Source organism: Methanospirillum lacunae (assembly GCF_003173355.1).
In the GTDB taxonomy this organism is placed as follows: domain Archaea; phylum Halobacteriota; class Methanomicrobia; order Methanomicrobiales; family Methanospirillaceae; genus Methanospirillum; species Methanospirillum lacunae.
Map to the genome: position 1 here is coordinate 197,975 of NZ_QGMY01000002.1, position 25,828 is coordinate 223,802.

The window sequence follows — 25,828 nt, forward strand, 5'->3', positions numbered from 1 at the left end:
GGTTTTTCATGGTCCGGTAATTATCAACTCAAACCTCTAAGTTTTTTTAGTCTGATATCGCATCATTACTTACGGCAGAGAAAACCATGACATCTTCGGTTTTCATTTGTTTCTCAATATGAATACTTCAGCACCGGCTGGAGGGGTGAATAACATACCAATCGGCAAGGAAGTTTTGCGAAATATTCTCAGGGAACGCAGATGGGCATTATCAGAGCAGGAGAGGCAGGAGAAGAGCCTGAAGATCTGTGAACTTCTCAGGGATGTTGTCACTCCCGGTGAAGAGATACTAGTCTACTGCGCCAAAGATCCAGAGGTTGAGACCTCCTCTTTCATCTCATATCTTCTTGAACATGAAATTCCGGTCATAGTGCCAATCATTCAGAAAGAGGATGTGAGCCTTCGTCTCTCATATCTCCAGGATCCCTCATGCCTGGTTTCAAGTACATTTCATGTGCCTGAACCGATAGGATCTGAGATTCCGGCTGATCCTGCTGTTGTCACAACTGCTATCATTCCAATGCTCGGGTTTGATCGATCAGGGGCCCGCCTTGGATACGGTGCAGGGTATTATGACCGTTTTCTCTCTACAAACAGACATATCAGAACCGTCGGGCTGGCTTACTCATGCCAGGAAGAGGCCGGACTCCCGACTAATGCAAATGACATCAGTATGACAATCGTTGTGACAGAGGATGAAATAATTAACATGGGTGGCGGGTCATGAATCAGCCTGGTGGTATCAGGCTCGAAGTGAAGCGTGCAGCTGAAGAGGATGCAGGAAAAGGAATTGCCCGCCTCCATCAGGCAGTCATGCGAGCACTTGGGATTGTGAACGGAGAGTTCATCGAGCTCCTGGGCGCTAAGCGGGCTGTGGCTGCTGCTTGGTGTACTCAGAATGCCGGTCATGGCAGAAATGAGATAGCAATAGATGGTGAGATACGGAGTAATGCTGGGTGCGGGATTGATGACAAGGTCCTGGTAAAACGAATTCTGGCCCATGATCTTCACAAAGTAGTTCTTCAGCCAGTAACCGGAGTCACTCTGAATAACCCTGAAATTCTGCTGGCAAAAAAACTGCGGGGCCGCCCTGTACTTGAAGGACAGACTGTCAGAATCGATCTGATTGGAAACACGGTCAACTTCATCGTATCCAGAATTGAACCAAAAGGTATCGGGGTTGTCACCTTCTCAACCGAGGTTATTCTACACGATGTCCCGTATCAGACCGAGGAGGTACGGCATGACGAGTCGGTCATTCACTACGAAGACATTGGTGGTCTTTCCCGGGAGATCAGTCTGATTCGGGAGATGATCGAGATTCCTCTCCGGTACCCGAAGGTCTTTGAACGTCTTGGGATTGATCCACCAAAGGGTGTTCTCCTCTTCGGTCCACCGGGAACAGGTAAAACTCTTCTTGCAAAAGCTGTGGCAAGTGAAGTGGATGCTCATTTTGTCCCTCTCTCCGGCCCTGAAGTTATGAGCAAGTACTATGGTGATTCTGAAAAGAAGATCCGCGAAATTTTTGATTCAGCCAGGGATAAGGCTCCATCAATTATCTTCATTGATGAGATTGACTCCATTGCACCCAAACGACAGGAGACAGCCGGTGAAGTTGAACGACGGGTAACAGCCCAACTCCTCACTATGATGGATGGGCTCGCATCCCGTGGTCAGGTGGTAGTTATTGCTGCCACAAATATTCCTGACGCCATTGACCCTGCTCTCAGACGGGGAGGGAGATTTGACCGTGAGATTGAGATCGGGATACCTGACCGGGCAGGACGGCTTGAGATTTACCATGTCCATTCCAGAACTATGCCACTTGCTCCGGACGTGGATCTCGAGTCATATGCCGAGCTCAGCTATGGTTTTGTTGGAGCAGATATAGCCCTTCACTGCAAGGAAGCGGCGATGCATGCCCTCCGTGGGATCATGGTGCAGATGAAGGAAGGTCAGGAGGTTCCAACCGATGTGATTGATAACCTCGTTATTTCTGACCGGGATTTCATTGAGGCACGAAAGTCTGTCGAACCTTCTGCGATGCGTGAACTCTATGTCGAAGTTCCGGAAGTTCCATGGGATATGGTAGCAGGCCTTGACCGGGTAAAATACGAGATCGAGAAGGTTATCGAGTGGCCGGTAAAACGCAGGGAGGCATTTGAGAAACTAAAGATTCGGCCTCCGAAAGGGATCCTGCTCTTTGGACCGCCTGGAACTGGAAAAACCCTGCTTGCAAAGGCAATAGCAGCTAAGTCCAGAATGAACTTCATATCCATCAAGGGCCCGGAGCTCCTCTCAAAATGGGTTGGAGATTCTGAAAAGCAGGTCAGGGAAGCATTCAGAAAAGCCCGACAATCTGCACCTGCCATTATCTTTTTTGATGAGATTGATGCCCTTGTTCAGAAGCGTGGTCAGCAATCAGGTACCTCACGGGTGGGAGAAAGTGTGCTTTCGCAGATCCTGACTGAAATGGATGGTATCGAGGAACTAAAGGATGTTATTGTGGTTGCAGCAACGAACCGTCCTGATATGCTTGACCCGGCGATACTGAGACCTGGAAGAATTGAAAAGCACATCTATGTTCCCGCTCCTGATGTTGTGGCAAGGGAGGCAATTCTCTCGCTTTATCTTGGGGATATCAGGGAACTTCTTGATCCCTCTATCAATCTCCACAGTCTTGCAGGGCAGATGCAGTATTTTGTGGGTGCTGATATCCAGGCATTTGTCAGGGAACTCAAACTTATTGTTCTGGAAGAGATCTTCTCGCTTGATGCAGAATCAGCTGAACAATATAGGATCAGGATTCTGGATGATCATATAAGCCGTGCTCTTGATGCAGTAAAAGGAACGCTTGGAAGTAAAACACTTGAAGGATTTGAGATCGGAGCCTGGGAGATCCTGTATCCAAGTTCACAGCGCAATATTCTCATGAGAGCAGCGATTGCTGTCAACCAGGCTGACAAGTTAAATCTTGTTTCACCATTGCCCGATGGTGTCAATTCGATGGTGGATGAACTCCGTGATCTTACCTTCTGGCAGGAGAAAGATTATTCAAAAATATCTGACCTGACCCGTGATCTTGATCTTTATCTCAAACAGATTCGTGAAGGGTAACAATACAATATCGTGCTAATTTTTCTCGAATTTTTCCTCTATTCTTTTTTCATTCCTGTCTAGTACTGGAGAAAAATTACTTTAAAGAAATTTTCGATTTGATTCTGCAGGCTATTTCTCAATATTTGGGCTTTATTACTCATTTTATTGTAAATTGAATAATAAAATAATTTTTAGTTATAAGATACTTTTATATATCATTGAATAGTAACTTTAGGTGAACACAAGAAAGAGGATTATCTTATGCCTACAACTCGTGACATTACACTAACAGTTCAGGAAGCACCGGTACAGGACAAGGGAAAAGATATTGCCCGGATTACATGGGAGACGATGGAGAAACTGGGACTCTCCAGAGGTGATGTGATTGAGATTGAAGGAACCAGTAAAACCTATGCTCTCGTCTCCCCGGCTAGTTCCCCATGGGCTGACGCGATATTTATTGATGGGAACATTCGCCGGAGAGCTGGTGTTGGAATCAGGGAACAGGCTGTCATCAGGAGAGCTGAAACAAGAGAAGCCAAGAAGATTGAGTTTCAGATCATCCAGGATGTCCAGGGACTTGATATCAGGGACCTGGAGCAGTTCCTCTCTGAGCAACTCCAGGGTACTCTGATCTTCCAGGGAAAAGAGATCGCTATCCCTGTAGAAAGTTCTGAGCGAAGCTCCTTTGATGACTTCTTCAGATCTCGTGACTTTGGGGGATCGTTCTGGAATACTCCGACTGCCTATGTTGTGGTGCGTATCACGGCAACCGATCCAAGTGGTGCTGCGATTCCATCGCAAAAAACCAGATTCTCGGTAGTCAGGGCCGGAAAACAGGCAACAGCACCTGCTGGCCGGGCAGGTTCACAAGGATCACCATCCGGAGAGAGTGGCGAGAAGGAGAAGTATATACCGGACGTTCATTACGAGGATATCGGAGGTCTGGGTCGTGAACTCTCACTCGTGAGAGAGATGATCGAGTTACCGCTACGAAATCCTGATCTCTTCAACCACCTTGGCATTGAACCGCCAAAAGGAGTACTGCTCTATGGTCCACCGGGAACCGGTAAAACCCTGATCGCCAAGGCAGTTGCAAATGAGGTGAATGCCCACTTCATCACCCTCTCAGGCCCTGAGATCATGAACAAGTATTACGGGGAGAGTGAGGGGAAGCTTCGTGAAGTCTTTGAAGAGGCCGAAGAACATGCACCGTCTATCATCTTCATCGATGAGATTGACTCAATTGCACCAAAGCGTGAGGATACTAAGGGTGAGGTCGAACGCCGGATCGTTGCCCAGCTCCTTTCCCTGATGGACGGGCTGAAAAGCCGTGGCAAGGTTATCGTAATTGCTGCCACCAACCTGCCTGATAACCTGGATCCAGCACTCCGCCGTGGAGGAAGATTTGACCGGGAGATCGAGATTGGAATTCCTGACATATCAGGGAGAATGGCGATCTTTCAGATCCACTCGCAGCGGGTTCCATTAGACGTTGGGGGTATCACCATCGGTGAGGATCAGTTGACTCGCGATGAAAAAATGCAGATCTCACGGCTCGATGAGGACATCTCAAGTCTTGAAGGAAAGATTTCCACTGACGAGAATGCCGAATCAAAGGCAGAGTCTGAACGAAGGCTTGTTGATATCAAGGCCCAGAAAGAGGAGGTTGAGAACCAGATACGTCGCCGGCTCTTCCTTCAGCCATTTGCCAATCAGACCCACGGCTTTGTTGGTGCAGATATCAGCCTGACGGTAAAAGAGGCAGCAATGCATGCCCTCCGCAAAGGCCTTGAAAAAGTCCCGCCAAAAGATCTGAAAGAAGGTAAGATTGACAAAAATCTTATCGCATCCATCCGTGTAACCCCGGGAGATTTCCAGGCTGCTTTGTCTCATGTCGAACCATCAGCCATGAGGGAAGTTCTCATTGAGGTTCCTGATGTCTCATGGGATCAGGTTGGAGGTCTTGAAGAGGTCAAGAAGGATCTCCGGGAAGCGGTTGAGTGGCCGCTCAGGTACCCGCAGCTCTTCAGTCACTTACAGACCAAGACACCAAAAGGAATCCTGCTCTTCGGTCCACCCGGCACCGGTAAGACCATGATGGCAAAAGCAGTTGCCCATGAGAGCGAGTGCAATTTCATCTCTGTAAAAGGACCAGAACTGATCTCAAAATGGGTCGGTGAATCAGAGAAGGGAGTCAGGGAAGTATTCCGAAAAGCCCGGCAGGCAGCCCCTTCGATCATCTTCTTTGATGAGATCGACTCCCTCGTGCCAAAACGTGGAAGTTATTCTGATGCAACCCATGTAACCGAGAGTGTTGTCTCACAGATCCTGACTGAGATGGACGGGATGGAAGAGCTCAAGAATGTTACCATCATCGCAGCCACCAACAGACCTGATATGCTGGATGATGCCCTGATGAGACCAGGACGATTGGAACGACATATCTTTGTTCCTCCACCGGGCAAGGAAGGGAGAAAGCAGATCTTTGAGGTGTACCTGAAGGATTCAGGCACCCTTCTGACGGCTGATGTCAGCATTGATGATCTTGCTCTCAAGACTGAGGGATACGTGGGTGCTGATATTGAGGCCCTGATCCGCGAAGCTAAGCTTGCAGCCATGCGCGAGTTTATCGCTCTGATGGTCGGGCGGACTGATCGGGAACTGGAGGAAGCAGTGGCAAACGTGCGGGTCACAAGCCGCCACTTTGATGAAGCATTCGGCAGAGTAAAGGGTTCACTTGATGAAACCACCCGTGAACACTATGTCCGCGATTCGTGGAAGATCCTCTATAATGAGGATCAGAAAAAGATCCTGGAGAAGGCTGCATTCATCATCGCATCAGCAGAAAACCTTGGAATACCGGAGAATGAAATCAGTAAACTCAAAGATGTAATCTATAGCGGAACAATAAAAGACTTTACAGGTATTGAAAAACATACACAGGAACTTGATAAGAAATACAACCCCACTAAGTAGGAGAGCACCACAATCATGAGTGATACCCCACCAGAAGAGTTTAAGAATATTGAGGAACTGCTAAAGAAAGTCCTCGGCCAGACACTGGGCTCTGGTCAGATACGACCTGGTGTCATCGGCGTCAACATTATCCTTGCAGGAGGAATGCCCCCCGGCTTTCCAGGAGGATATGGTGGAGGGGGTCCGGGACGGGATGTAGAACATCCTGATATCGAAGTTACCGAATGGGACGGCAGAGTAATGGCGACATGCGAGATGAAAGGTCTTGCAAACGAACACGTCAGCATTGCGTTTCAGGATAATACCCTTCATGTCATTGGGTATGATGGTACTACCCGGTACCGGAGTTCGGCCGTGCTCCCTCCTGTAATTGAATCATCATGTAACAGGACATTTTATAATGGAGTGCTGGAGTTGACCTGGCTTACACGGGATATTGAGACCCCTGTCCAGACGACTGTAGATGATGCAGTAGAAATCTCTGTTCAAGAGATGAGTGATCAGGAGAATGATACTCCTGATCACCCGTAACCACTAATTTCGTATTTTATTTCTGTAGATTTCATACGGCATTCTTCGCCGGTTTGTATCATTTCTTCTATCATTTTTTTGAGCATTGCAGGGAACACTGCACCAACCCTGCTCTGTACCGGCTTTCCTCCACAGAACCAGATAAAGGTCGGTGTCGCCATCACTCCGTATTTCTCGGCAATCCATCCAAATTCAAGGATATTGAGCATAAGAAAACTGACTGATGGTGAGAATTCCTGTGCTAGTTCCTCAATATATGGTTTCATCTGGATACAGTGCCTACAGGTCGGGCTGAAGAACATCACAAGTACTGGTTCACTGCTTCGTTCAACTGCATGTTCCCATTCATGGTCACCGATTTCACGTAGTTTGGCTTCTGTCATACGGTTGTGTTAGAACAGGAGACCTCATAAATCTGTGTCTGAAATGATAGATGTATGACTGACGAACTCGTGGAGATTACTATCGCTGCTTCACCTTCGCTTGTCGAAACACTTGATGCTGCAGCTGAATTGATGGAGATGAGCAGAGAGGACATGGTTCTAAAAATCCTTACACGATGGGAGAAGGAACAGACTCTACCCCTACATGGTAAGGATAAGTTATGTAATATTATCCCCGGGATATGATATTCCTGATTTATCTGTATCCCTGTAACAAAAACGAATTGTTCTGAGGTTTCCTGTAGGCTTTATCATAAATAGCTGAACGTCAGACGTAAGATATACGTATGGCTGATGAATCGTACCGGGAATCAGAGGTTGACGGCACCATCGTGAAATGGGATCCTGACCAGATGCGGAAGATTCAGGAACATCCCTGCTATAGTGAGAAAGCCAGTCACACCTTTGGAAGAGCACACCTCCCAGTTGCTCCCAAATGTAATGTCCAGTGTAACTACTGTGTCCGCAAGTTTGACTGCGTAAATGAGAGCAGACCCGGAGTTACCAGTGAAATTCTCAATCCGGAACAGGCACTCAAAAAGATCCGGGATATTGTCGCTGAACATCCGTACATCAAAGTAGTCGGGATAGCAGGTCCGGGAGACCCGCTCTACAACGAGGCAACCTTTGAGACCTTCAGGCTCATCCATGAGAATTTTCCAGACCTGATTCTCTGTGTGAGCACAAACGGTCTTCTCCTCCCAGACAAGATCGACCTTCTTGAGAAGTACGGAGTTTCCAACATTACAGTCACCATGAATGCCCTGGATCCTGATGTAGCAGCACAGATCTACCAGTTCATAAATTATCAGGGAAAACGGTATGATTCAGGCAGGGAGATGGGTGAACTCCTTATCGGAAAACAACTTGAAGGGATACGTCTTGCAGTAGAGCGTAAGATGCTCGTGAAAGTAAACACTGTGTATATTCCCGGAATAAATGACTCCCAGATTCTTGAGATCGCAAAGAAGATCAGTTCCATGGGTGTTTACATCCACAATATTATCCCGCTCATAGCCCAGGCAAAATTTGCCCACCTCAAACCACCGACGATGGAAGAGAAACTTGCGATGCAGGAACTCTGCAAACCATATGTGAAACAGATGTCACATTGCCAGAGATGCAGGGCTGATGCAGTCGGGTGTCTTGGCAAAGATATCAACCCCTGTACTGGTCACAAGAGTGAGTGACCCGGACTCAACCCAATATCTTTTTTGGTTCATACGCCGAACCAGATTCATACCATCCCCCCGGCTGGTTCACCTGGAGGTCTTTGAATGCGTTCTATCCTGCCTGTGGCAATTCTGATTGTACTTTTAGTTTTAACGCAGAGTTCTTTGGCAGACGATAACTCATCAGCGGGGGTAAATAATTCAGTTTCATTTGATGATCTGGTGCATGAGAATGATCTTGTCCTTGCCCAGAACCCGAAAAATCAGACTGCCCTGATGTATCGTGCGTTGATCTATTACAATGCAGAAAAGTATTCTGAAGCAATAAACGCATCCGAAATGCTCCTTTCTGTTAATTCAAGTTGTTCCTTTGCCTGGCATATCATAGGTTCATCCTGGGGAAATCTTGGAGACCAGGTAAAGGCTACTGAGGCATTTGGAAAGGCAGTATCATTTGCACCAGGTGATCCCACCGAGTATAATGGTCAGGGTGTTGCTTACTACCGGGTGGGTAAATACCCTGAAGCAGTAGTATCATTTCAGAAAGCTACCTCGATTAAACCTGATTATGCAGTGGCATGGAATAACCTCGGTGTTACATACCGGTCAATGAATGAGACTGATAATGGGATTGAAGCAATAAACAAAGCTATAACGATTGATCCTGGAACAGCCTCATATTATGCCAACAAGGGATTCTTGCTTCTGGATAAGAAAGATTATAATGGAGCTATTGTTACAGCATCAGCGGCAAAAAAGATCCAGATGACCAACGTTCCCCAGTGGTTTGTTGCTGGTGATGCATACTACGCACAAGAGGATTATAAAAGTGCTTTCTACTCTTATGATGGCGGCCTTACCACAATGCAGAAAAATGATATGTGGTACTACCAGGGCATAAAGAACTCCCGGATTACCCAGACGATGAAACCGGTAGATGCATATTATCAATCTGTATCCTCTAATGTCAGATTCACCGGTGAATGGGACCGGGTGACGGTGATAGATTATAAAATCCAGCGGTACCAGAATACCCTTGATGTGTATGATCAGGTTATGACAATAACCCCTGATCTTGGCGAAGCATGGCGGAGAAAAGGGTACACTGCTCTGAAGATCGATGAGTTCGAAAGCGCCAAGAATGCCTATACAAAAGCACGGGAGATGCTTCCGAATGATTCTGATGTCATTGCTTCGCTTGGATATGCAACTGGGAAACTCGGGGATTATCTTACCGGGATGAACCTGATTGATGAAGGCCTGAGGATAGACCCAAACAACGGAAGGGCATATATGCAGAAAGGGGAGATTCACTCGATGTACGGTGAGAAGAAGGAGGCAATAAGTGCCTTTAATTCAGCACTTGAAAAGAATCCCCATGATTCTGATATCTTTGAAGCTCTGGAAGGAGTTCAGTTATCCCAGGGTGATTACCTGGGTGCAGTAATAAGTTTCTTTAGAGGAGTAATAGGATATTAAATTCGGCTGATATCCAGCTGGTTTATTTCACTCGTGGTACCGTCCAATATCTGGATCAGTAATTCCTGCCTGTTTGTCAAGAGCTATAAGGAGACGATTCAGGGTCCGTTTCACCTCACTATACTGTTCTTTATCCATCGGACCACCAGCCTGATGCCACATGATCTGCTGCCTGAGTATACCGATCAGCTCTTCGATATCTGTCCCTTTAAACTGTGTAGGGATGATCAGATCTGAAAAGTAATCCTGTGCACCCATCCATGCCCGATCTGGTGGGAGTGAGAATTTTGTAACCAGATGGGAGATATTGATAAAGAATCCACGCCCGAATCTACTAGATGAGGATACCATGATTACTTCTCCTCCCCACTTCTCAATAAATATATTTACTCAGTCAGGGCCCGGATAGCAGATTTGATAACTACACCGCCTGCTCGATACATGGAAGGGTGGAGGAGAAGAGATCTGAGCAGCCTTCCCGGTCTGTCCATGTCCCCTTTTTGAACGATTAAATCTCTTATGTCCGGATTGCTCATCACAGAGACGATCTGCTCCATGTCCTGAGGGGAGATTGTCTGTCTGTACCTGAATGCTGCATACCCTATCTTCAGTTCTTTTCCTATATCGCTCCTCCATCGTTTCTCATATTGTGAAAGAAATGCAGGGTCGGTTCGTCCTGTTTCACAGGCAAGTGCAACGATAGCTCCCGCATGACGGGCAGCCCGGACTCCTGTGTATACTCCTCCGCCTGAGGTGGGCTTTGCCATTGCAGCGGCATCACCAACTGTCATGATTCCTTCTGCAACCGTGGTTTTAAGTGTTCCAAGAGGGATTGTTCCGGATACGAACTGAACACGTTGCGATCCAAACCCTGAAATGAAGGTATCGAACTTCTCCCTGACATGTGTTATACCACACATTCCGACACGAGCCCGCCCTTCGCCCATAGGGATCACCCAACCGAAAAACTCTGGAGAAGCATTGGGGTAAATAGTAACCTTGTCCTGATCTACTTCACTGGCAAGGTCGCACTGGAGCCCTGAAAGGTACACCGGAGCACGAGGCAGTCCTGCCATTCTTCCGATCGATGCCCGTGGTCCATCTGCAGCAATAAGGATCTGATACCGAATATGTTCATGCCCGTTTGATCCACGAACCAAAATCTTATGCTGGTTGATATTCAGGTCGTGTGCCTGCGTTTTAAGTTGTATCTCTGCACCGGCATCTGCAGCAGCATACCCCATTTCCTGGTCGAGCATTGAACGATCCACTACGTATGCCTTTGTCTTTCCTGCATCAAAGGAGAGCGAAGCATGACCTGCCTTGACAGTGGCACCTGATACCGTATTGAGGACTGACCTGGTGCTGACTTTGCACTCTTCAAATGCTGAACATGAGAGCAGTCCTGCACACTGAACCGGAACGCCGATGTGTGCCTGCTCTTCAATAAGTAGAACATTAAGGCCGGCCTTTGCACATGATTCTGCAGCTGCAGACCCTGACGGGCCTGCGCCAACCACGACAACCTCATAATTCCGGTCCATACTGCCTCAATATCTGATCCCCTGACCTATGAAACCTCTGAACTTCCTGTATCATTATGGTCAGGGATGCCTAACGGGTTAGGATATGGTCCGGGAACCCGAGTTCAGGTGGAAGCAGTGTATCATCATCAGAAATGATGTGAAGATGAGTTGTGGAAAAAAATGTGCCCAGGCTGGTCACGCGGCCATCGTTGCGTATGAAAAAGCTGATGCGACTTCTAAAAAGGCATGGATGAATGAAGGTCAGAAGAAGGTAGTACTGAAGGCGAGCGATGAACGTACACTCTTTGAATTGAAAAGTATCGCCGAAGCTGCAGGAATCTCAGCAGCGCTTATTCAGGATGCAGGGATGACTGAGATCCCGCCTGGTACAATTACGGCTCTTGGACTGGGACCTGCAAAGACTGAAGAACTTGATAAGATTACGGGAAATCTCTCCCTCCTATGAGAAAAAGCCCGTATCCCATTGACCATACGCTCGGCCTCTCCTGGTATATTTCAGACCTGGATGGTATCGGGGGGAGGCTTAAGGGAGATCCTGAAGATTTTGTTGTAGAAGAAATATCTGATAATCCTTCTTCAACAGGAACCGGGCCATACCTCATCTGCCGGTTAACCAAAAAAAACTGGGATCAACAACGAGCCATCAAGGAGATTGCAGGCAGACTCGGGGTGAGTCACCAGCGATTTGGTTTTGCAGGAACCAAGGATAAACGGGCTGTTACAACACAGTTTATCTCAATATATAAAGCAGATCCTGCGGTTATCCAGTCACTACACATCCCAGATATGACGATTGAACCGGTGGGCTTTTCTGATCATCAGATCTCACTTGGTGATCTCAAGGGAAACCGGTTCAGGATATCATTATCTGAATATGAATCTCTCAAGCCTGAAACAACCACTGACGATATTGTGGCTGGACTTGCAGGAGGGGTTCCGAATTACTTCGGGTATCAGCGGTTCGGTGTTCAGCGTCCTGTCACCCACCTGACCGGCCTTGATATTCTTCGTGGTTCGTATGAGGATGCAGTCAGAACCTTTGTGAGTACTCCTTCTACAGGTGAGAGTGAGGAGTATGCCGAGGGACGAAAATTCTATGCTGATACTGGAGATGCCAAAGAGGCCCTTCATCATATCCCTGTTCGTCTCTCTCTTGAACGCTCACTTCTGCATCATCTGGTAAGCAATCCCGGGGATTATGCTGGTGCGTTCCATACCTTTCCACGGACACTGAGATCCATGTTCGTAAGTGCGGTTCAGTCATGGCTGTTTAACCGTGCTTTGAGTATGCGGATAGAAGAGGGCAGAGGTCTTGCTGATCCTGTGGAAGGTGACCGGATTGTCTTTTCTGACGGGCGTTCGGACACAGTTACAACAGGAACATCCAGGATGGCAGCAATGCAGGTGAAACGGGATAGGTGCCGTATTGCAATCTTTATGCAGGGTTCTGAACCTGTCCAGGCAACAGGACCAGACGACAAAAACATGGCCTGGCTGATGGAACAAGAGGGAATTACCAGTGAGATGTTTGGGACTGCATCAACATTTCTGGAGACCCGGTTCTCGGGAGCGCCCAGATCGATCCTCCTCAATTCAGATGTCAGTATTGAGATGGGTGAAAACCGGATGAACTTCGCATTCTCGCTTCAGCCAGGTCAATATGCAACGACCCTGCTTCGAGAGATCATGAAAGCAGATCCTATCATGATGATCTGATCTTCACAACATTCAGGACCGGCGAACCACGTATTCGGTGATCAGGTTCTCGCCGGCGAGATAATTCTTTTTCAGTTCAAGTTTTATAAGGTCATCAACTGACCGGGTTGGAAGTCCGCCAACAAGGGAAGGTGTGTCTGTCCCACCAGCAATGAATGGGAGATGAATCAGTACAATCTCATCAATAAGACCAAGTGAGAACATCTGACCATTTAGCGTTGACCCCCCTTCAATCATCAGTTGTTTCACTCCATATTGTGAAGAGAGCCGGTTTAACAGGAGAGCGAGGTCGACTTTCTCCTCTCCTACAACCTCAATAATTGCACCTTTTTCTTTGAGTACTGCTATCTTTTCGCTCTCTGCCTCCTTACTCACTGCAATGATTGTTGGTGAATCTGCAGATAGCACGTTTGCGTCAGGAGAAATATCTGCATGTGACGAGGGAATTACCCTGATTGGGTTTTTCCCCTCAACATATCTCACAGTTAAAAATGAATTATCAATCCGTATGGTATTTGAGCCGACCATGATTGCATCAGAATCAGCCCTGATGCGATGGAGCAGGACCTCAGCCTCATGTGACATAAACTGCATCAGGAGTTTTGACGATGCACCCCGGGTCACGGTTAATTTTCCGTCAACAGTCACCTCAGAGACGAGTACGACATGAGGACGGTTCTGGTCTCCAGACATTCGTACCAACACTATTGGTGGTGAGCTCAATTTAAACTGGTCCCTGGTATCTCTGATCAAAGGGGTCAAATAGGATCCGGTTCTGATAACTCGGTATGGGAGAAGATTCTCTGGATCTCAAAGGCAAGATTATCAGACCTGCAGACCTGGTTAATTACCAGGATGGAAGCGTTGTGAGCAGGATGCTTACATATACGCCCCAGGGGACGATCACAATATTTGCTTTTGCTGCGGGATCCGGTTTATCTGAGCATACTGCCCCATTCGATGCTGTTCTCCAGGTTCTAGAAGGCAACGCAGAAGTAAGTCTTGCAGGAAAAAATTTTGATGTTGTTTCTGGTGATATGATTATTCTTCCTGCGAATATCCCCCACGCTGTCCACGCATCGATCTCGTTTAAGATGATGCTCACCATGATCCATGCATAACTCTCCTACAAATGTGACATGCGAAGACTCATGACAAAAAGCATAACAGGTCGGACTTCTTCTGAGTATTACCAATCCTGTTGCATCTGTTCAGGTTTTCTGAACAGGTGGACGGGGTGAGGGACAATATAGGATGAATATTACCGCTTTTCGTTACCGTTTCATCGGGTATGTCGAACCGTTATCTGGGATTTTTCTAAAATTTGGCATTTCCCCGAACATGATTACGATTCTCTCACTCCTGGCGGGAGTTGCATGTGCTGTCTGCTATTCGATGAGTGCTTTTCTTCCTGGTAGCATTCTTCTTTTCATATCAGCCATCCTCGATCTGGTAGATGGAACTGTAGCACGTAGGTCAGGAAGAGAGACCCGGTTTGGTGCAGTTTTTGACTGGATTGCAGACAAATACACTGATGCAGTTGTGATCATTGGTGTAGGAATATCAGCGATTCCAATAATTACCAGGATCATTCCCGGGCCGACAACCTGGGATTTCGCAATTGTGGCACTTGCTGTCACCGGTTCCCTGATGAACACCTTCATAAAACCGGTCACGTATGCTGAGATAGGTTTCACAGAACGACGGGATGGAAAGATAGAAGATCCCCTTGAAGGGGTGGGTTTTTTTGGCAGACCCGAGACCCTCCTGATTCTTGGACTTGGGGGTCTCGTCGGCTACATCTGGGTTTCAGTTATAATAATTGCAATCTGTACAAACCTTTCAGCACTTGAGAGGATTATCTACCTCTACCGGCGATATTCGTGATCTCAAGCCGGTATGCGTCAATCAGGTCGGCTGCAAAGTCTGCAAGGGTTGGAATCAACCTGAAGAGTCCGTAGGCGAGACCGACAAGAAACACCAGTGCAAGCCCTTCTGCAATAATATTGTGAGCCCAGAAGAAACTTGCATACCCTGGTTCAGGGCTTCCGGTAATGTCCGGGAGCCACGTAAACCACTGTTCTGTATACGCGATTACTACGCCCGTATTTCTGAATAGGTTGAGGATATAGATCGGGGGAACGACGAGCAGAAATGCCAGGGCTTTTTGTCTCCAGGTTGTCGGTACCGCTGCTGCAACCCCGAGCATAATAGCAATTGCCTGTATTCCCGTGCAGGCAAGGATGATCTCAACCCTGAAGTGCCCGTGTTGCAGTGTGTTCCATAGAACCTGATCAAATGGAAAGTTGAAGAAATTTAAAAACATCCCGGTGTTGCTAATTACAAGGCTGATTAGTGCATTGCCCAAAGGCTCGTAAAAAGCAAATGGAGCATAGATAAGGAATGAAACTCCAGCAGCCCGGGTAAGTTGATATACTACCTCCTGGTCATTGAGGAGCATTCTGATTGTTGCCCAAAGAAATGGAAGTGAAAGAAGGGCCATTACCGGGTATAAGAGATTTGTTTCTTCAATCCATGCAGGAACACCGCTTATCAGGACGCATACGATGGATATCCATGCGATGATTGCTGTATATTTGCGATGTCTGCCTGGAATCAGCGAAAGAAGAAAGAATACGCACGAGAGAGGGATAAACAATTCCAGCATTAGTCTCTTGTATATGTTTTGTCTCCAGATAATTATTCAGTCATTATTATCGAAAAAGTGCGAAAATGTCTCTGAATTATTCGTCAAATGAACGAAGCGCTATTGATCTTATAAAAGCCTAAAATACTTTCTGGTCAGATACCTATATGATGTTCTGTTTAAAGTGCGGAAGAATGCTTAAAAATCAGGGCGGTAGTTTTGTTTGTCCGGGCTGTGGATGGACAAAAGAAGATGCGCCCGGAAATCTGATGACCAAGGTTGATAAAAGAAAAGAGAAGGAGATTGTCATTGTCGATGACACCGAAAAGATCCATACTCTCCCGACCATTGCTATCCGATGTCCGGAATGTGGTAATAATGAAGCCGAATGGTGGCTCCGTCAGCTCAGGTCTGCTGATGAGAGTGAAGTCAGATTCTTCCGCTGCACAAAATGTTCCAAGACCTGGAGAGAGTACGATTAATCACCCTTTCAACCAAATTTCATCAATCTGATCACGGTTTGAAACAGTAATTATCATCCTTTTCTTTTTTTCTGATCGTGAATCGTTTCTATATCAATTCTGCTCATTATTAATAACAATAAATGAAATGAGGGTTTGTGAAGTCCAATTCATTGTTATTGATCATTCTCATTCTGGCCTGCTCCAGTATTGTTGTGCATGCTGACAAAACAGCCATCAATCTTGACACAGATGGTAATAATTTTATATCTGCAGGAAAGTACCAGGAAGCGCTTGATGCGTATTCAAAATCTGCAGAATTAGATCCTTCGTATGCACAGGCATGGAATGGAAAAGGTGTTTCACTGTTTTATCTCAGACGGTATGATGAGGCTCTTGAGGCCTATGATACAGCCCTTGCTCTTGACTCACAGTTTATCAGCGTATACAACAATCAGGGTCGCTCCCTGTCTGAAATTGATAAGAATGAGGATGCACTGAAATCATTTGATAAAGCGGTTGAACTAAATCCTAAATTTGCAGAGGCCTGGTTCAACAAAGGAAAAGTTCTTGAAAAGATGGGAAAGAATGAATCAGCGCAGGAGGCTTTTAATAAGTCTTTGGAGAATGATTCCCTGACTGGGAAACAATGGTCAGTAAAGGGACTGACATTTTATGAACATGGGATGTACCAGGCAGCAGTTGATGCTTTTGATCGTGCCATCCTGAAAGATCCTTCTGATGCAAATTCCTGGCATGCGAAAGGTGATGCTTTACGAGGACTAGGCAAAACTGATGAAGCAGGTGAAATGTACGAAAAATCCATTTCTCTTAACCCACAGTTATCAAATCCTCTGACCAAACACACACCGTTTCCGATCTTCAGTCTGGTCCTGAGTCTTTTTCTGGTTGTAGCAATTCGATCAGGAAAGATAAAGTTCAGGTAATTTTACAAGGGAGATCTCTCTCTTATTTGAAATTTTTATTTTACTGGTAAGATCTGACAAAAGACTGTATAACAGGTTTATAAAAAAAGAGGGTTAGTAAAGACCCTGTGCCTTGACACGATACATCTGCCAGAGAAGTCTGCCGACAACCCGGTAGGTGAAATCAAGTTCTTCAAAACTCGGGATGTTGTGAGCATGAAGAATCTTACGTCCTCTGTTCATCGACTCACCACCAAGTAATGTGGGAATGAGTCTTTTGTCTGTAGAACTTGAGAATTTCAGAATCTGGTTTGCCATCTGCTCTGAACTTAAGATGTTGTTTGGGAATCCTACGATGAAACACATATCCCAGAGTGCATCATTCTTTGCCAGAACCTCAAAGGTCTTCCTGAACCGTTCCTCACTTGCATCACCAAGCAGGTCGATTGGGTTGCCCTTATTCCAGAATTCTGGGAGGAACTCATTCATCTCTTTGATCAGGTAGTCTGGAAGATCAATGAGTTTGATTCCATACCTTTCGGCGTAATCCGAGGAGAGCACTGCGAATCCTCCGGCATTAGTGACCACAATTGCTCTGCGGCCTTTTGGATACCGTTTTGGATGTGACAGCATCTCTGCTGCATGGAATGCACCGGTAAGGGTGTGCACGACCAGCACTCCGGATTTTCTGAATGCTTCCATGTACACATCATATGAACCGGAGAGCGAGCCGGTGTGTGAGGCAGCTGCTGCCTGGCCACGTGCAGATGATCCTGCCTTCAGGGCAACGACCGGTTTATGCCTGGTGACTTCACTGACGACCTCCATGAAGGCCTTGCCGTTTTTGATCTGCTCTATGTAGGTGATGATAACGTCTGTACTTGGATCTGCTGCAGCAGCCCGAAGATAATCAAAGAAGTTCAGGTCTGCCTGGTTTCCGACAGAAACTACCATCGAAAAGCCGATATCCTTGGTCAGTGAGAAGTCAACCACTGTGTTGACAATTGCACCACTCTGAGAGATGAATGCAATATTACCCGGGTTTGGTGACTGAGCTACGTAGGTTGTATCAAGTCCGATTGGCGGGATGATCAAACCGAGACAGTTTGGACCAACGATCCTGGTCCCATACTTGTGGGCGATCTGGACAATCCGGTCCTCAAGCATATGACCTTCTTCGCTCATCTCCTTGAAACCGGCCGTGATCACAACAGCGATCTTCACGCCTTTCTTACCGCACTCTTCCATAACTCCTGGAACGTGCCTGGCAGGAACAGTGATAACCGCAAGATCTACTGTTTCTTCCGGCACATCAAGGATAGACGGAAATGCCTGGAGTCCCTGGATTGAATCACGTTTGTTGTTGATTGGATAGACTTTTCCCGGGAAGTGCAGGAGGTTGTGCATAACTGCGTACCCCATCTTGCTCTTCTCATCAGATGCACCGATGACCGCTACGGATTTTGGTTTAAAGTAATCTATCGGGACCTCCATCCTGGTATCACTTTCAAGCAGTTGGATGTTATCGTCCATGATAACACGGGCATCAACTGCACAGGCACCAGAATCGTAAAGTCGTATCGGGTTGACATCAAACTCACGGAGTTCTGTCTGATCCTGGAACATCTTGCAGATGTTCTTGATGATCTGGATGAGAACCTCTTCGTCTTTTGGTTTGGAGCCACGGTATCCGGTGATGAGCGGATATGAGTTGATCTCCTTGACCATCTCCCGAATTTCCTGCTCATCAATAGGAAGAATCCGCAGTGTTACATCCTTCATCAGTTCGACAAGGGTTCCACCGACACCAAAGGTGATAACTTTCCCAAACGTCGGATCAGTTTTTCCTCCGATGATTAGTTCAAGACCCGGAAAAGCCTGGTTCTCAACGATTACACCGGTGATCTCTGCCTGGGGATTATATGCCCTGGCACCTGAAACGATCTGGTTAAAGGCCGACTGGGCTGCTTCCTTGGTACCGACTCCGACGATAACGCCACCTGCATCACTCTTGTGAATGATCTGTGGTGAGATGATCTTCATTACTACCGGAAAGCCGATGGCCTCTGCAGCCTCTCCAGCATCCTCGGCACGGGTGACTATCCTGTACTTGGGGGTCGGAATTCCATACTTGTTGAGGAGATCGTACCCCTCAGACTCACTGAGCATCCATTCTGCCATGAATCAACCTCATATCATCAGAACTCTGCTGTCTTTCATAAGCAGCAAAGTTCTACAAATGACGAAGTTAACTTCGTCACTTTCGTACCTATTTTGTAAACCACCATTCCATATAAACAATTGTAATTATTGTTCATGATGAATGAATCGAGTCAGGAAAGGCTTTTAGGAATTGTCCATGATAAATGATGATAGTTTAGGAGTGCAGTTTTGCATCCAGGAGATGACCATATGTCGGGAAATATTTACTACCCGGATTCCTCCTACAAGGAGACGGCAAAGATCCATAATTACTCTGATAAATACCAGGAGTTCACGAAAGATCCTGATGCATTCTGGAGAAGGATCGCATCAGATCTCCTCTGGTTTGAGCCCTGGGATCAGGTGCGGGTCTGGGATCACCCGTTTGCCCGCTGGTTTACCAATGCAAAACTCAATATAACATATAATTGTCTTGAACGTCACCTGAACAATGATCGTCGCAATAAGGTAGCCATCTGCTGGGTTGGTGAAAATAACAGGGAACGTATCCTGACGTATTACCAACTTCACAAAGATGTGATGAGGTTTGCAAACGGGCTTAAATCTCTTGGAGTTACCAAGGGAGACCGGGTCTGTATTTACATGCCTGCAATTCCTGAAATGGTTGTAGCAATGCTTGCCTGTGCCAGGATTGGAGCAGTCCACACCGTGGTGTTCGCAGGTTATGGGGCAAAGGCACTCAATGAACGCATCACCGGTTCTCAGTCAAAGGTGGTCATCACAGCCGACTCAACAGTGCGACGCGGTGGAAGTATCCCGCTCAAACCTATTGTTGAAGAAGCAATCATCAATGCCCCAATGGTTGAGAAGGTTGTGGTCCTGCGGACACAGGAACCAAAAGTCGGACTTCTTGATGACCTTGAGATTGATTTTGAAGACCTGATGAGTTCTGTACCACGCCAGTGTCCGCCAGAACCGGTGGGGTCAGAGGATCCGCTGTTTATCCTGTATACCTCAGGAACTACCGGAGCTCCAAAGGGGATTGTACATGCTGCAGGCGGGTACATGGTTGGGGCATATTATACAACCAAGTACGTCCTGACGCTGCAGGAGAATGATTTGTACTGGTGTACTGCTGATCCCGGGTGGATTACCGGACACACCTATGGGACATATGGGCCACTCCTTGTAGGAGGGACGATCTTCATGACCGAGTACACGCCTGATTATCCTGATCCCGGGGTTTGGTGGAGGCTTATTGAGGAGTACGGAGTCTCTATCTTTTACACTGCACCAACTGCAATCAGGATGTTTATGAAAGTCGGAAGTGAAATCCCTGACAAATCTGATCTTTCATCACTTCGGATCCTGGGGTCTGTTGGAGAACCTCTGAACCCTGAGGCTTTCGAGTGGTTTTATCATAATATCGGCAAGGATCACTGCCCGATACTTGATACCTGGTGGCAGACAGAGACCGGTATGCATATGATCACGACGATGGTGGGTGAGCCGATGAAACCCGGGTTTGCCGGAAAACCGATTCCCGGGATAGTAGCCGATGTGGTTAATGATGAAGGTGATCCGGTTCCGTCTGGAACAACCGGGTTCCTTGCCATAAAAGAGCCTTGGCCGTCGATGATGCAGATGGTCCACCAGAATGAAGAGCGTTACAGGGGATACTGGAATTTTGGTAAATACCATTATTACAGCACCAACGATCTGGCAGTAAAAGATGATGACGGGTACATCATGCTTCTTGGAAGGTCAGATGACATCATCATTGTTGCCGGGCATAATGTGGGAACAGCAGAAATAGAAAGTGCACTTGTTTCACACCAGTCTGTTGCCGAGGCAGCAGCAATCGGCAAGCCTGATGATCTCAAAGGCAACCTGATCAAAGCATTTGTCATATTGCGCAATGGAGTAATTCCAACTCCAAAGCTCATTCATGATCTCAAATATCATGTCAGGATGATGCTCGGCCCGATTTCTGTTCCCGCAGAACTTGAATTTGTCGAAACCCTTCCAAAGACACGAAGCGGAAAGATTATGCGGAGAGTCTTAAAGGCACGAGAGATGGGGATGGATCCGGGTGATGTCTCAACCCTGGAAGAATAATCTATCCAACTCTTTATATACTGATTTATTACATTTATAAATATGACTGGCAGTCCAGAGAACTCTTTGCGGATAGAAAATATTGTTGCATCCGCGAAGATTAGCGATTCCCTCAACCTGCCTCAGATCGCCTCCAGCATCAAGGATGCAGAGTATAATAAAAAACGCTTCCCGGGAGTTGTAATCAGGATGCAGGATCCAAAGATTGCAGCTTTGGTTTTTGGATCAGGAAAAGTTGTCCTTACCGGGGCAAAGAGCATGGAGAGCCTGACCCGGGGTCTTGATATTCTTGGTGAACTGCTACGCAATCTAGAGATTGATATTACAACCGAGCTGAGTTATAAAGTTCAGAATATTGTAACATCGGCAGATCTGGGCGCAGGAATTAATCTTAATAAGATAGCAGTGGGATTCAATCTTGAAAAGATTGAGTATGAACCTGAGCAATTTCCAGGGCTTGTATACCGGCTTGATGAGCCAAAAGTTGTTGTTCTGTTGTTTGGATCTGGTAAACTGATCATCACCGGCGGGAAAGAACCGGAAGATGCCAGACGAGCAGTCCTTAAGATTGTTGATGACCTTAAAGGTCTCGGCTTGCTCTAAACTCTAATTTAATCCCTCTGTTTTTAAATAATCGTATTTGTATATTTATAAATACAATAAAAGAGACTTCAGTAATTGCATATGCATTTTTCTGCTGAAAATCAAATAGTGGATGCTGATCAGGAAGGTCTTTTTTCGACCCGAGAAGAAGAGATCACTCTGATGCTCACAAGGGCGGGAGTAAGGCAGAACCATGCACGCGTTCTTGTCTTTCTATTTGGTCGTTCAGATCAGACTTCACGTGATATCGAACGTGGAACATTGCTCAGGCAGCCTGAAGTGAGCATTGCCATAAATTACCTTATCGGTCAGGGATGGGCAAAAGTTGCAAGTCTTATTACGGAAAATAAAGGAAGACCTGTGAAACTCTACCAGCTTGCAGTCACTATTGACACTATCCTTGATGATATCAAAAAAGAGAAAGAAGAGGAGTATACTACCAGGGTTGATCTTATCGAGAACGTCAGGAAACTTGTTCACGAGTCAGGGTACTGATCTCTACTCCTCTTTGATTCCCAGGATCCGGCAATCATCATTCTCACCAACGATGACTGTCATGATATCGGAAAATTCGGCCATAATACCACACCCGACGACACCAGGAATATTGTTAATTTCTGATTCCAATGCCTGTGGGTCTTTGATAGGACCTGAATGGTAGTCCAGAATGATGTTTCCGTTATCTGAAAGAACCGGGCCGTCTTTTTTAACACCGTCTCTTACTACAACAACGCCACCCATCTGTTCGAGCTTTCGGGTGACATGTCCGAGTGCAAATGGTATAACCTCAACAGGAACCGGGCCTGAGAGCTGATCACAGAGTTTAGAGGAGTCAGCGACGATGATGAGGCGCTTTGATGCATCTGCAACGCATCGTTCCCTGACCTGGGCTGCACCCCGGCCTTTGATAAGCATCAGTGATGGATCGATCTGGTCAGCGCCATCAATGGTGAGATCGATCTGTGATACATCATCTAGTGAAGCCAGGGGAATTCCTCTTTCCCTGGCTTTCATTGCTGTTTGAATCGAGGTAGGAACCCCGGTGATCCGAAGACCGCCTTTTATCCGTTCTGCAAGGCGATCCATCGTGAACGCAACAGTTGACCCGGTTCCAAGCCCGACTATCATACCATCGCGTACATATTCGGCAGCCTTGTATCCGGCATTCTCTTTCGGATTTCCATTCCCGGATTTCGTCATTACCGGTCAGGTTTGAAGCAGAATGTCTTAAGTCTGCTGGCCCGGGCTGCCTGAAAAGAGTTCACCAAAACAGGAAGTTGCCTTGTACGAGGTGCAGTCCAGAGTTATCGGAGTGACAGAAATATTGCCCATTCTGACTGCATGAACATCAGTTCCATCTGGTGCGTCCTCAATCAGAGGTCCGTTGATCCAGTAATACGGTTTTCCCCTTGGGTCAAGTCGTTTTTCCACTCCAGTCTCAAAGAGCCGTTCTCCAAGAGTAGTCACTTCGTACCCTCCTTTGATAACTGATGGAATGTTTACATTGACCACATCGGTGTGCTTTGGGAAACCCTGCGTAAATATCCGTGAAATGACGTCCCTGACAACCATCTTAGATCCATCAAAACGTGATCCTGGAAACTTCGGATTGTCAAACTTCTCTGCCTGATCCTCTACCTGTAGTGAAAATGCAACTGCCTGTATCCCCTGGTTTGCTGCTTCCAGAGCAGCGCCAACAGTTCCGGATGTAGTTATTGCCTCTGCTGAAACATTTTCACCGATGTTTATCCCGGAAACCACCATATCCGGTTTAAGATTTAAAGCAAAAAGGCCGAGAATTACCGAATCAGTAGGTTTTCCTCCGACTGAGTATGCCTTCACTCCATTGTAGGATATTTCGTTAACCCTGAGGGGTTCAAAGATGGAGACTGACCTCCCAACTGCACTCTGCTGTGTTGCCGGGGCGCAGACGATAACTTCTGCAATATCTTTCAATACGTCGTATGCTGCCCAGAGACCTTCTGAATTAACACCATCATCGTTGGTCAGCAGGATGCGGGGTACCATTACCCAATACATTACCCGGAGAGAGTAAGAGGATGACTGATCAGGGGAATTATGCGTGATGAACTCTAACCTGTTCTACAATGAGAGTTCTCCTCGCAGAATATGCAAGTTATCATGATCCTGCCCTGGCACCAGAAGGTGAAGCGATGTTACGCACTCTACGTGACAGTTTTGTCCGGTCAGGATACGAGGTTGAAATGCCAACGCCAGGTGCCGATTTTGCGGATGAGCTTCGCCGACTGGCACCCTCATGCGAGGAAGCACTGGTTATTGCACCTGATCATCTGCTTGCACGGTATACGAAGATCGTTGAGGATCTGTCACGAAATATCGGGTGTAACTCTCTCGCGATTGCGGTCTGTGCAAATAAACGCCGGACAGCAGATACCCTCAAGGCCCATGGTATTGATGTCCCTGCAGAGGTCACAACAGGGAAACGGGTGATCAAGGAGATCTCCGGCTCCGGTGCGGTTCATATGAGACTTCGCGATGAGGAGCCCGGGACCGGAGAGTTTGGCCAGGAGTTCATCAAAGGCGAACATTTCTCTGTGAGTATGGTTGGCAGCAGGGTTGTTGGTGAGGTCTGTCTGTACTATACCGGTGAAGGGCCGATGATACTCTCACTAAACAGGCAGAATATTAGCATCGATCCAGACGGCAATTTTCACTATGACGGAGGAGAAACCCCGGTCGATCATCCACGGGCTCAGGAGATCATCAGCACTGCGAGAAAGGCAGCAACTGTCCTTGGATGTCAGGGATATATCGGGGTAGATCTTGTAGTTTCTGCTGACCGGATTGTTGTTGTTGACGTAAACCCACGCCCGACTGATAGTATTGTGGGTATCGCTGCAATCATGGAAGAAGAGATTGCCGATATCATTGTGAAAGCATCGTATGGAAGATCTCCTGATAAGGTGACACTTAAAGGAAAGGCAACATTTGGAAAGGATGGTGCGGTGACTGTCAGTGATCGGAATTGATGTTGGCGGGGCGAACCTGAAAGTCGTCGATAATGACGGTGTTCATATTCATTACTGTCCTCTCTGGCAGGAAGCACCAATTAAGGAATTACTTTCCCCATATGCCGGGTCAGAGAATGCAGCCGTAGTGATGAGTGGGGAGCTTGCAGACTGTTTTTCATCAAAGCAGGAAGGGATCGGGTTCATCGTTTCAGAAGTGCAGACCGTCTTCCCTGATGCTATCTTTTATGGTATGGATGGACGATTTCACACATCAGCAGTTCCGGAGCTTGCAGCTGCCAACTGGCTGGCCATGGCTGATATGCTCAAAAGCCGGTATCCTGATGCAGTGCTCGTTGATATGGGGAGCACAACAACTGACATCATCCCGCTCAATGCATTTGATTCAATGATTGGGCAGACCGATCTGACCCGTCTTCAGCAGGGATACCTGGTGTACTGTGGTCTGCTCAGGACCAATGTTGCCACATTGATTCATAATGCAGAAGTCAGCGGGATCAATACTCCTGTCAGTACTGAATATTTTGCATCAACCGGGGATGTGTATATTGCACTGAACCGGATTGAGGAAACTCTCTTTTCTGCTGATACTGCCGACCGGAAAGGAACTGACCGAACTTCCTGTTTAAGACGGCTTGCTCGTGTGGTCTGTGCTGATCTGGAAGAGATCGGAGAGAGCGGAGCACTTGATGTAGCCCGGTCTGTCTATAATGTCCAGATGAATCTGATTGGCAGTGCTGTTCAGAAGGTTGTCCAGTCCCACAATGCAGAAAAGATTATCACAGTAGGGATTGGTTCAGGGCTTGTTGCTGAATGGACTGGAGGAAGAGATCTATCAGCGGACCTTGGTGAATATACAGATGCTATGCCAGCGTATGCAGTTAAGGAAAAAGCAACATCTTTGAGTGAAGCAGATTTGTTGTGATGAATGAG

At 46.9% G+C, this 25,828-nt stretch carries 26 protein-coding genes; 18 read left to right on the top strand and 8 right to left on the bottom strand.

Going from position 1 to position 25,828, the window contains the following annotated elements; all coding sequences use genetic code 11:
• The first annotated feature begins 118 nt into the window (after positions 1–118).
• From DK846_RS01240 to DK846_RS01255, 4 genes are all read left to right on the top strand, one after another.
• Complete coding sequence (locus tag DK846_RS01240; protein ID WP_109967102.1) at positions 119–727, top strand: 5-formyltetrahydrofolate cyclo-ligase; 609 nt, start codon at positions 119–121, stop codon at positions 725–727.
• Positions 724–3,117 (top strand): CDC48 family AAA ATPase, encoded by a 2,394-nt coding sequence (locus DK846_RS01245; RefSeq protein ID WP_109967103.1) that lies wholly within the window; start codon positions 724–726, stop codon positions 3,115–3,117. Before DK846_RS01240 ends, DK846_RS01245 begins: the two co-directional genes overlap by 4 nt.
• 243 nt (positions 3,118–3,360) lie before the next feature.
• Entirely contained in the window at positions 3,361–6,078 is a 2,718-nt protein-coding gene (locus DK846_RS17945) for a CDC48 family AAA ATPase (protein WP_109967104.1), read from the top strand.
• Between the two features lie 15 nt (positions 6,079–6,093).
• Positions 6,094–6,609: an Hsp20/alpha crystallin family protein gene (locus DK846_RS01255; protein WP_109967105.1), complete on the top strand. Its 516-nt coding sequence runs from the start codon at positions 6,094–6,096 to the stop codon at positions 6,607–6,609.
• On the opposite strand, the gene DK846_RS01260 is transcribed toward DK846_RS01255, so the two are convergent.
• Entirely contained in the window at positions 6,600–6,992 is a 393-nt protein-coding gene (locus DK846_RS01260; protein ID WP_109967106.1) for a thioredoxin family protein, read from the bottom strand. The genes DK846_RS01255 and DK846_RS01260 overlap by 10 nt on opposite strands.
• Positions 6,993–7,046: 54 nt before the next feature.
• On the opposite strand from DK846_RS01260, the gene DK846_RS01265 reads away from it, so the two are divergent.
• The 3 genes from DK846_RS01265 (at position 7,047) to DK846_RS01275 (ending at position 9,703) form a co-directional block, all read left to right on the top strand.
• Positions 7,047–7,238 (top strand): hypothetical protein, encoded by a 192-nt coding sequence (locus DK846_RS01265; RefSeq protein WP_109967107.1) that lies wholly within the window; start codon positions 7,047–7,049, stop codon positions 7,236–7,238.
• 101 nt (positions 7,239–7,339) lie between these two features.
• Positions 7,340–8,242, top strand: a complete 903-nt coding sequence (nifB, locus tag DK846_RS01270; protein ID WP_109967108.1) for a nitrogenase cofactor biosynthesis protein NifB — start codon at positions 7,340–7,342, stop codon at positions 8,240–8,242.
• Between the two features lie 87 nt (positions 8,243–8,329).
• Positions 8,330–9,703 carry a tetratricopeptide repeat protein gene (locus DK846_RS01275; RefSeq protein ID WP_109967109.1) on the top strand — a complete coding sequence of 458 codons (1,374 nt, stop codon included), beginning with the start codon at positions 8,330–8,332 and terminating at the stop codon, positions 9,701–9,703.
• Between the two features lie 27 nt (positions 9,704–9,730).
• Here the strand turns inward: DK846_RS01275 and DK846_RS01280 are convergent, their stop codons facing one another.
• Together DK846_RS01280 and DK846_RS01285 are read right to left on the bottom strand one after the other, a co-directional pair.
• Positions 9,731–10,054: a hypothetical protein gene (locus DK846_RS01280; RefSeq protein ID WP_109967110.1), complete on the bottom strand. Its 324-nt coding sequence runs from the start codon at positions 10,052–10,054 to the stop codon at positions 9,731–9,733.
• Positions 10,055–10,089: 35 nt separating this feature from the next.
• A complete protein-coding gene (locus tag DK846_RS01285) occupies positions 10,090–11,247 on the bottom strand; it encodes an NAD(P)/FAD-dependent oxidoreductase (protein ID WP_109967111.1) in 1,158 nt (385 codons plus the stop codon).
• A gap of 85 nt (positions 11,248–11,332) precedes the next feature.
• Here DK846_RS01285 and pth2 point away from each other — a divergent pair, with 85 nt between their 5' ends.
• Together pth2 and truD are read left to right on the top strand one after the other, a co-directional pair.
• A complete protein-coding gene (pth2, locus tag DK846_RS01290; RefSeq protein ID WP_109967112.1) occupies positions 11,333–11,695 on the top strand; it encodes a peptidyl-tRNA hydrolase Pth2 in 363 nt (120 codons plus the stop codon).
• Positions 11,692–12,966, top strand: a complete 1,275-nt coding sequence (truD, locus tag DK846_RS01295) for a tRNA pseudouridine(13) synthase TruD (RefSeq protein ID WP_109967113.1) — start codon at positions 11,692–11,694, stop codon at positions 12,964–12,966. Before pth2 ends, truD begins: the two co-directional genes overlap by 4 nt.
• A gap of 12 nt (positions 12,967–12,978) precedes the next feature.
• Here the strand turns inward: truD and DK846_RS01300 are convergent, their stop codons facing one another.
• Positions 12,979–13,659, bottom strand: coding sequence for a RibD family protein (locus tag DK846_RS01300; protein ID WP_109967114.1), 681 nt, complete (start codon positions 13,657–13,659; stop codon positions 12,979–12,981).
• Positions 13,660–13,754: 95 nt separating this feature from the next.
• Here DK846_RS01300 and DK846_RS01305 point away from each other — a divergent pair, with 95 nt between their 5' ends.
• Positions 13,755–14,087 carry a cupin domain-containing protein gene (locus DK846_RS01305; RefSeq protein WP_109967115.1) on the top strand — a complete coding sequence of 111 codons (333 nt, stop codon included), beginning with the start codon at positions 13,755–13,757 and terminating at the stop codon, positions 14,085–14,087.
• A gap of 133 nt (positions 14,088–14,220) precedes the next feature.
• Positions 14,221–14,853, top strand: a complete 633-nt coding sequence (locus DK846_RS01310; protein ID WP_109967116.1) for a CDP-alcohol phosphatidyltransferase family protein — start codon at positions 14,221–14,223, stop codon at positions 14,851–14,853.
• Here the strand turns inward: DK846_RS01310 and artA are convergent.
• Positions 14,825–15,634, bottom strand: a complete 810-nt coding sequence (gene artA, locus DK846_RS01315; protein WP_109967117.1) for an archaeosortase A — start codon at positions 15,632–15,634, stop codon at positions 14,825–14,827. The two genes, DK846_RS01310 and artA, sit on opposite strands and share 29 nt — an antisense overlap.
• A gap of 146 nt (positions 15,635–15,780) precedes the next feature.
• Here artA and DK846_RS01320 point away from each other — a divergent pair, with 146 nt between their 5' ends.
• Positions 15,781–16,095: a transcription factor S gene (locus DK846_RS01320; RefSeq protein WP_109967118.1), complete on the top strand. Its 315-nt coding sequence runs from the start codon at positions 15,781–15,783 to the stop codon at positions 16,093–16,095.
• Positions 16,096–16,232: 137 nt separating this feature from the next.
• Complete coding sequence (locus DK846_RS01325) at positions 16,233–17,021, top strand: tetratricopeptide repeat protein (protein ID WP_109967119.1); 789 nt, start codon at positions 16,233–16,235, stop codon at positions 17,019–17,021.
• Between the two features lie 93 nt (positions 17,022–17,114).
• Here DK846_RS01325 and DK846_RS01330 read toward each other — a convergent pair whose 3' ends face one another.
• On the bottom strand, positions 17,115–19,181 hold the full coding sequence (locus DK846_RS01330) for an acetate--CoA ligase family protein (RefSeq protein ID WP_109967120.1): 2,067 nt from the start codon (positions 19,179–19,181) through the stop codon (positions 17,115–17,117).
• Positions 19,182–19,412: 231 nt separating this feature from the next.
• On the opposite strand from DK846_RS01330, the gene acs reads away from it, so the two are divergent.
• The 3 genes from acs to DK846_RS01345 all read left to right on the top strand — a co-directional run bounded on the left by acs (position 19,413) and on the right by DK846_RS01345 (position 22,379).
• Positions 19,413–21,281, top strand: a complete 1,869-nt coding sequence (gene acs, locus DK846_RS01335; RefSeq protein WP_109967121.1) for an acetate--CoA ligase — start codon at positions 19,413–19,415, stop codon at positions 21,279–21,281.
• Positions 21,282–21,323: 42 nt separating this feature from the next.
• The gene (locus DK846_RS01340) at positions 21,324–21,884 is read left to right on the top strand and encodes a TATA-box-binding protein (protein WP_109967122.1); all 561 of its coding nucleotides are present in this window, start codon (positions 21,324–21,326) and stop codon (positions 21,882–21,884) included.
• Positions 21,885–21,965: 81 nt separating this feature from the next.
• Positions 21,966–22,379, top strand: a complete 414-nt coding sequence (locus DK846_RS01345) for a hypothetical protein (RefSeq protein WP_181391567.1) — start codon at positions 21,966–21,968, stop codon at positions 22,377–22,379.
• A 3-nt stretch (positions 22,380–22,382) separates the two neighbouring features.
• Here DK846_RS01345 and rpiA read toward each other — a convergent pair whose 3' ends face one another.
• Together rpiA and surE are read right to left on the bottom strand one after the other, a co-directional pair.
• Positions 22,383–23,084 carry a ribose-5-phosphate isomerase RpiA gene (gene rpiA, locus DK846_RS01350; RefSeq protein ID WP_109967123.1) on the bottom strand — a complete coding sequence of 234 codons (702 nt, stop codon included), beginning with the start codon at positions 23,082–23,084 and terminating at the stop codon, positions 22,383–22,385.
• Between the two features lie 27 nt (positions 23,085–23,111).
• Positions 23,112–23,912 (bottom strand): 5'/3'-nucleotidase SurE, encoded by an 801-nt coding sequence (gene surE, locus DK846_RS01355; protein ID WP_109967124.1) that lies wholly within the window; start codon positions 23,910–23,912, stop codon positions 23,112–23,114.
• Positions 23,913–23,992: 80 nt separating this feature from the next.
• On the opposite strand from surE, the gene DK846_RS01360 reads away from it, so the two are divergent.
• Complete coding sequence (locus tag DK846_RS01360) at positions 23,993–24,895, top strand: ATP-grasp domain-containing protein (RefSeq protein ID WP_109967125.1); 903 nt, start codon at positions 23,993–23,995, stop codon at positions 24,893–24,895.
• Positions 24,882–25,820 carry a hydantoinase/oxoprolinase family protein gene (locus tag DK846_RS01365; RefSeq protein ID WP_109967126.1) on the top strand — a complete coding sequence of 313 codons (939 nt, stop codon included), beginning with the start codon at positions 24,882–24,884 and terminating at the stop codon, positions 25,818–25,820. The genes DK846_RS01360 and DK846_RS01365 overlap by 14 nt, the downstream gene beginning before the upstream one ends.
• Positions 25,821–25,828: the final 8 nt, after the last annotated feature.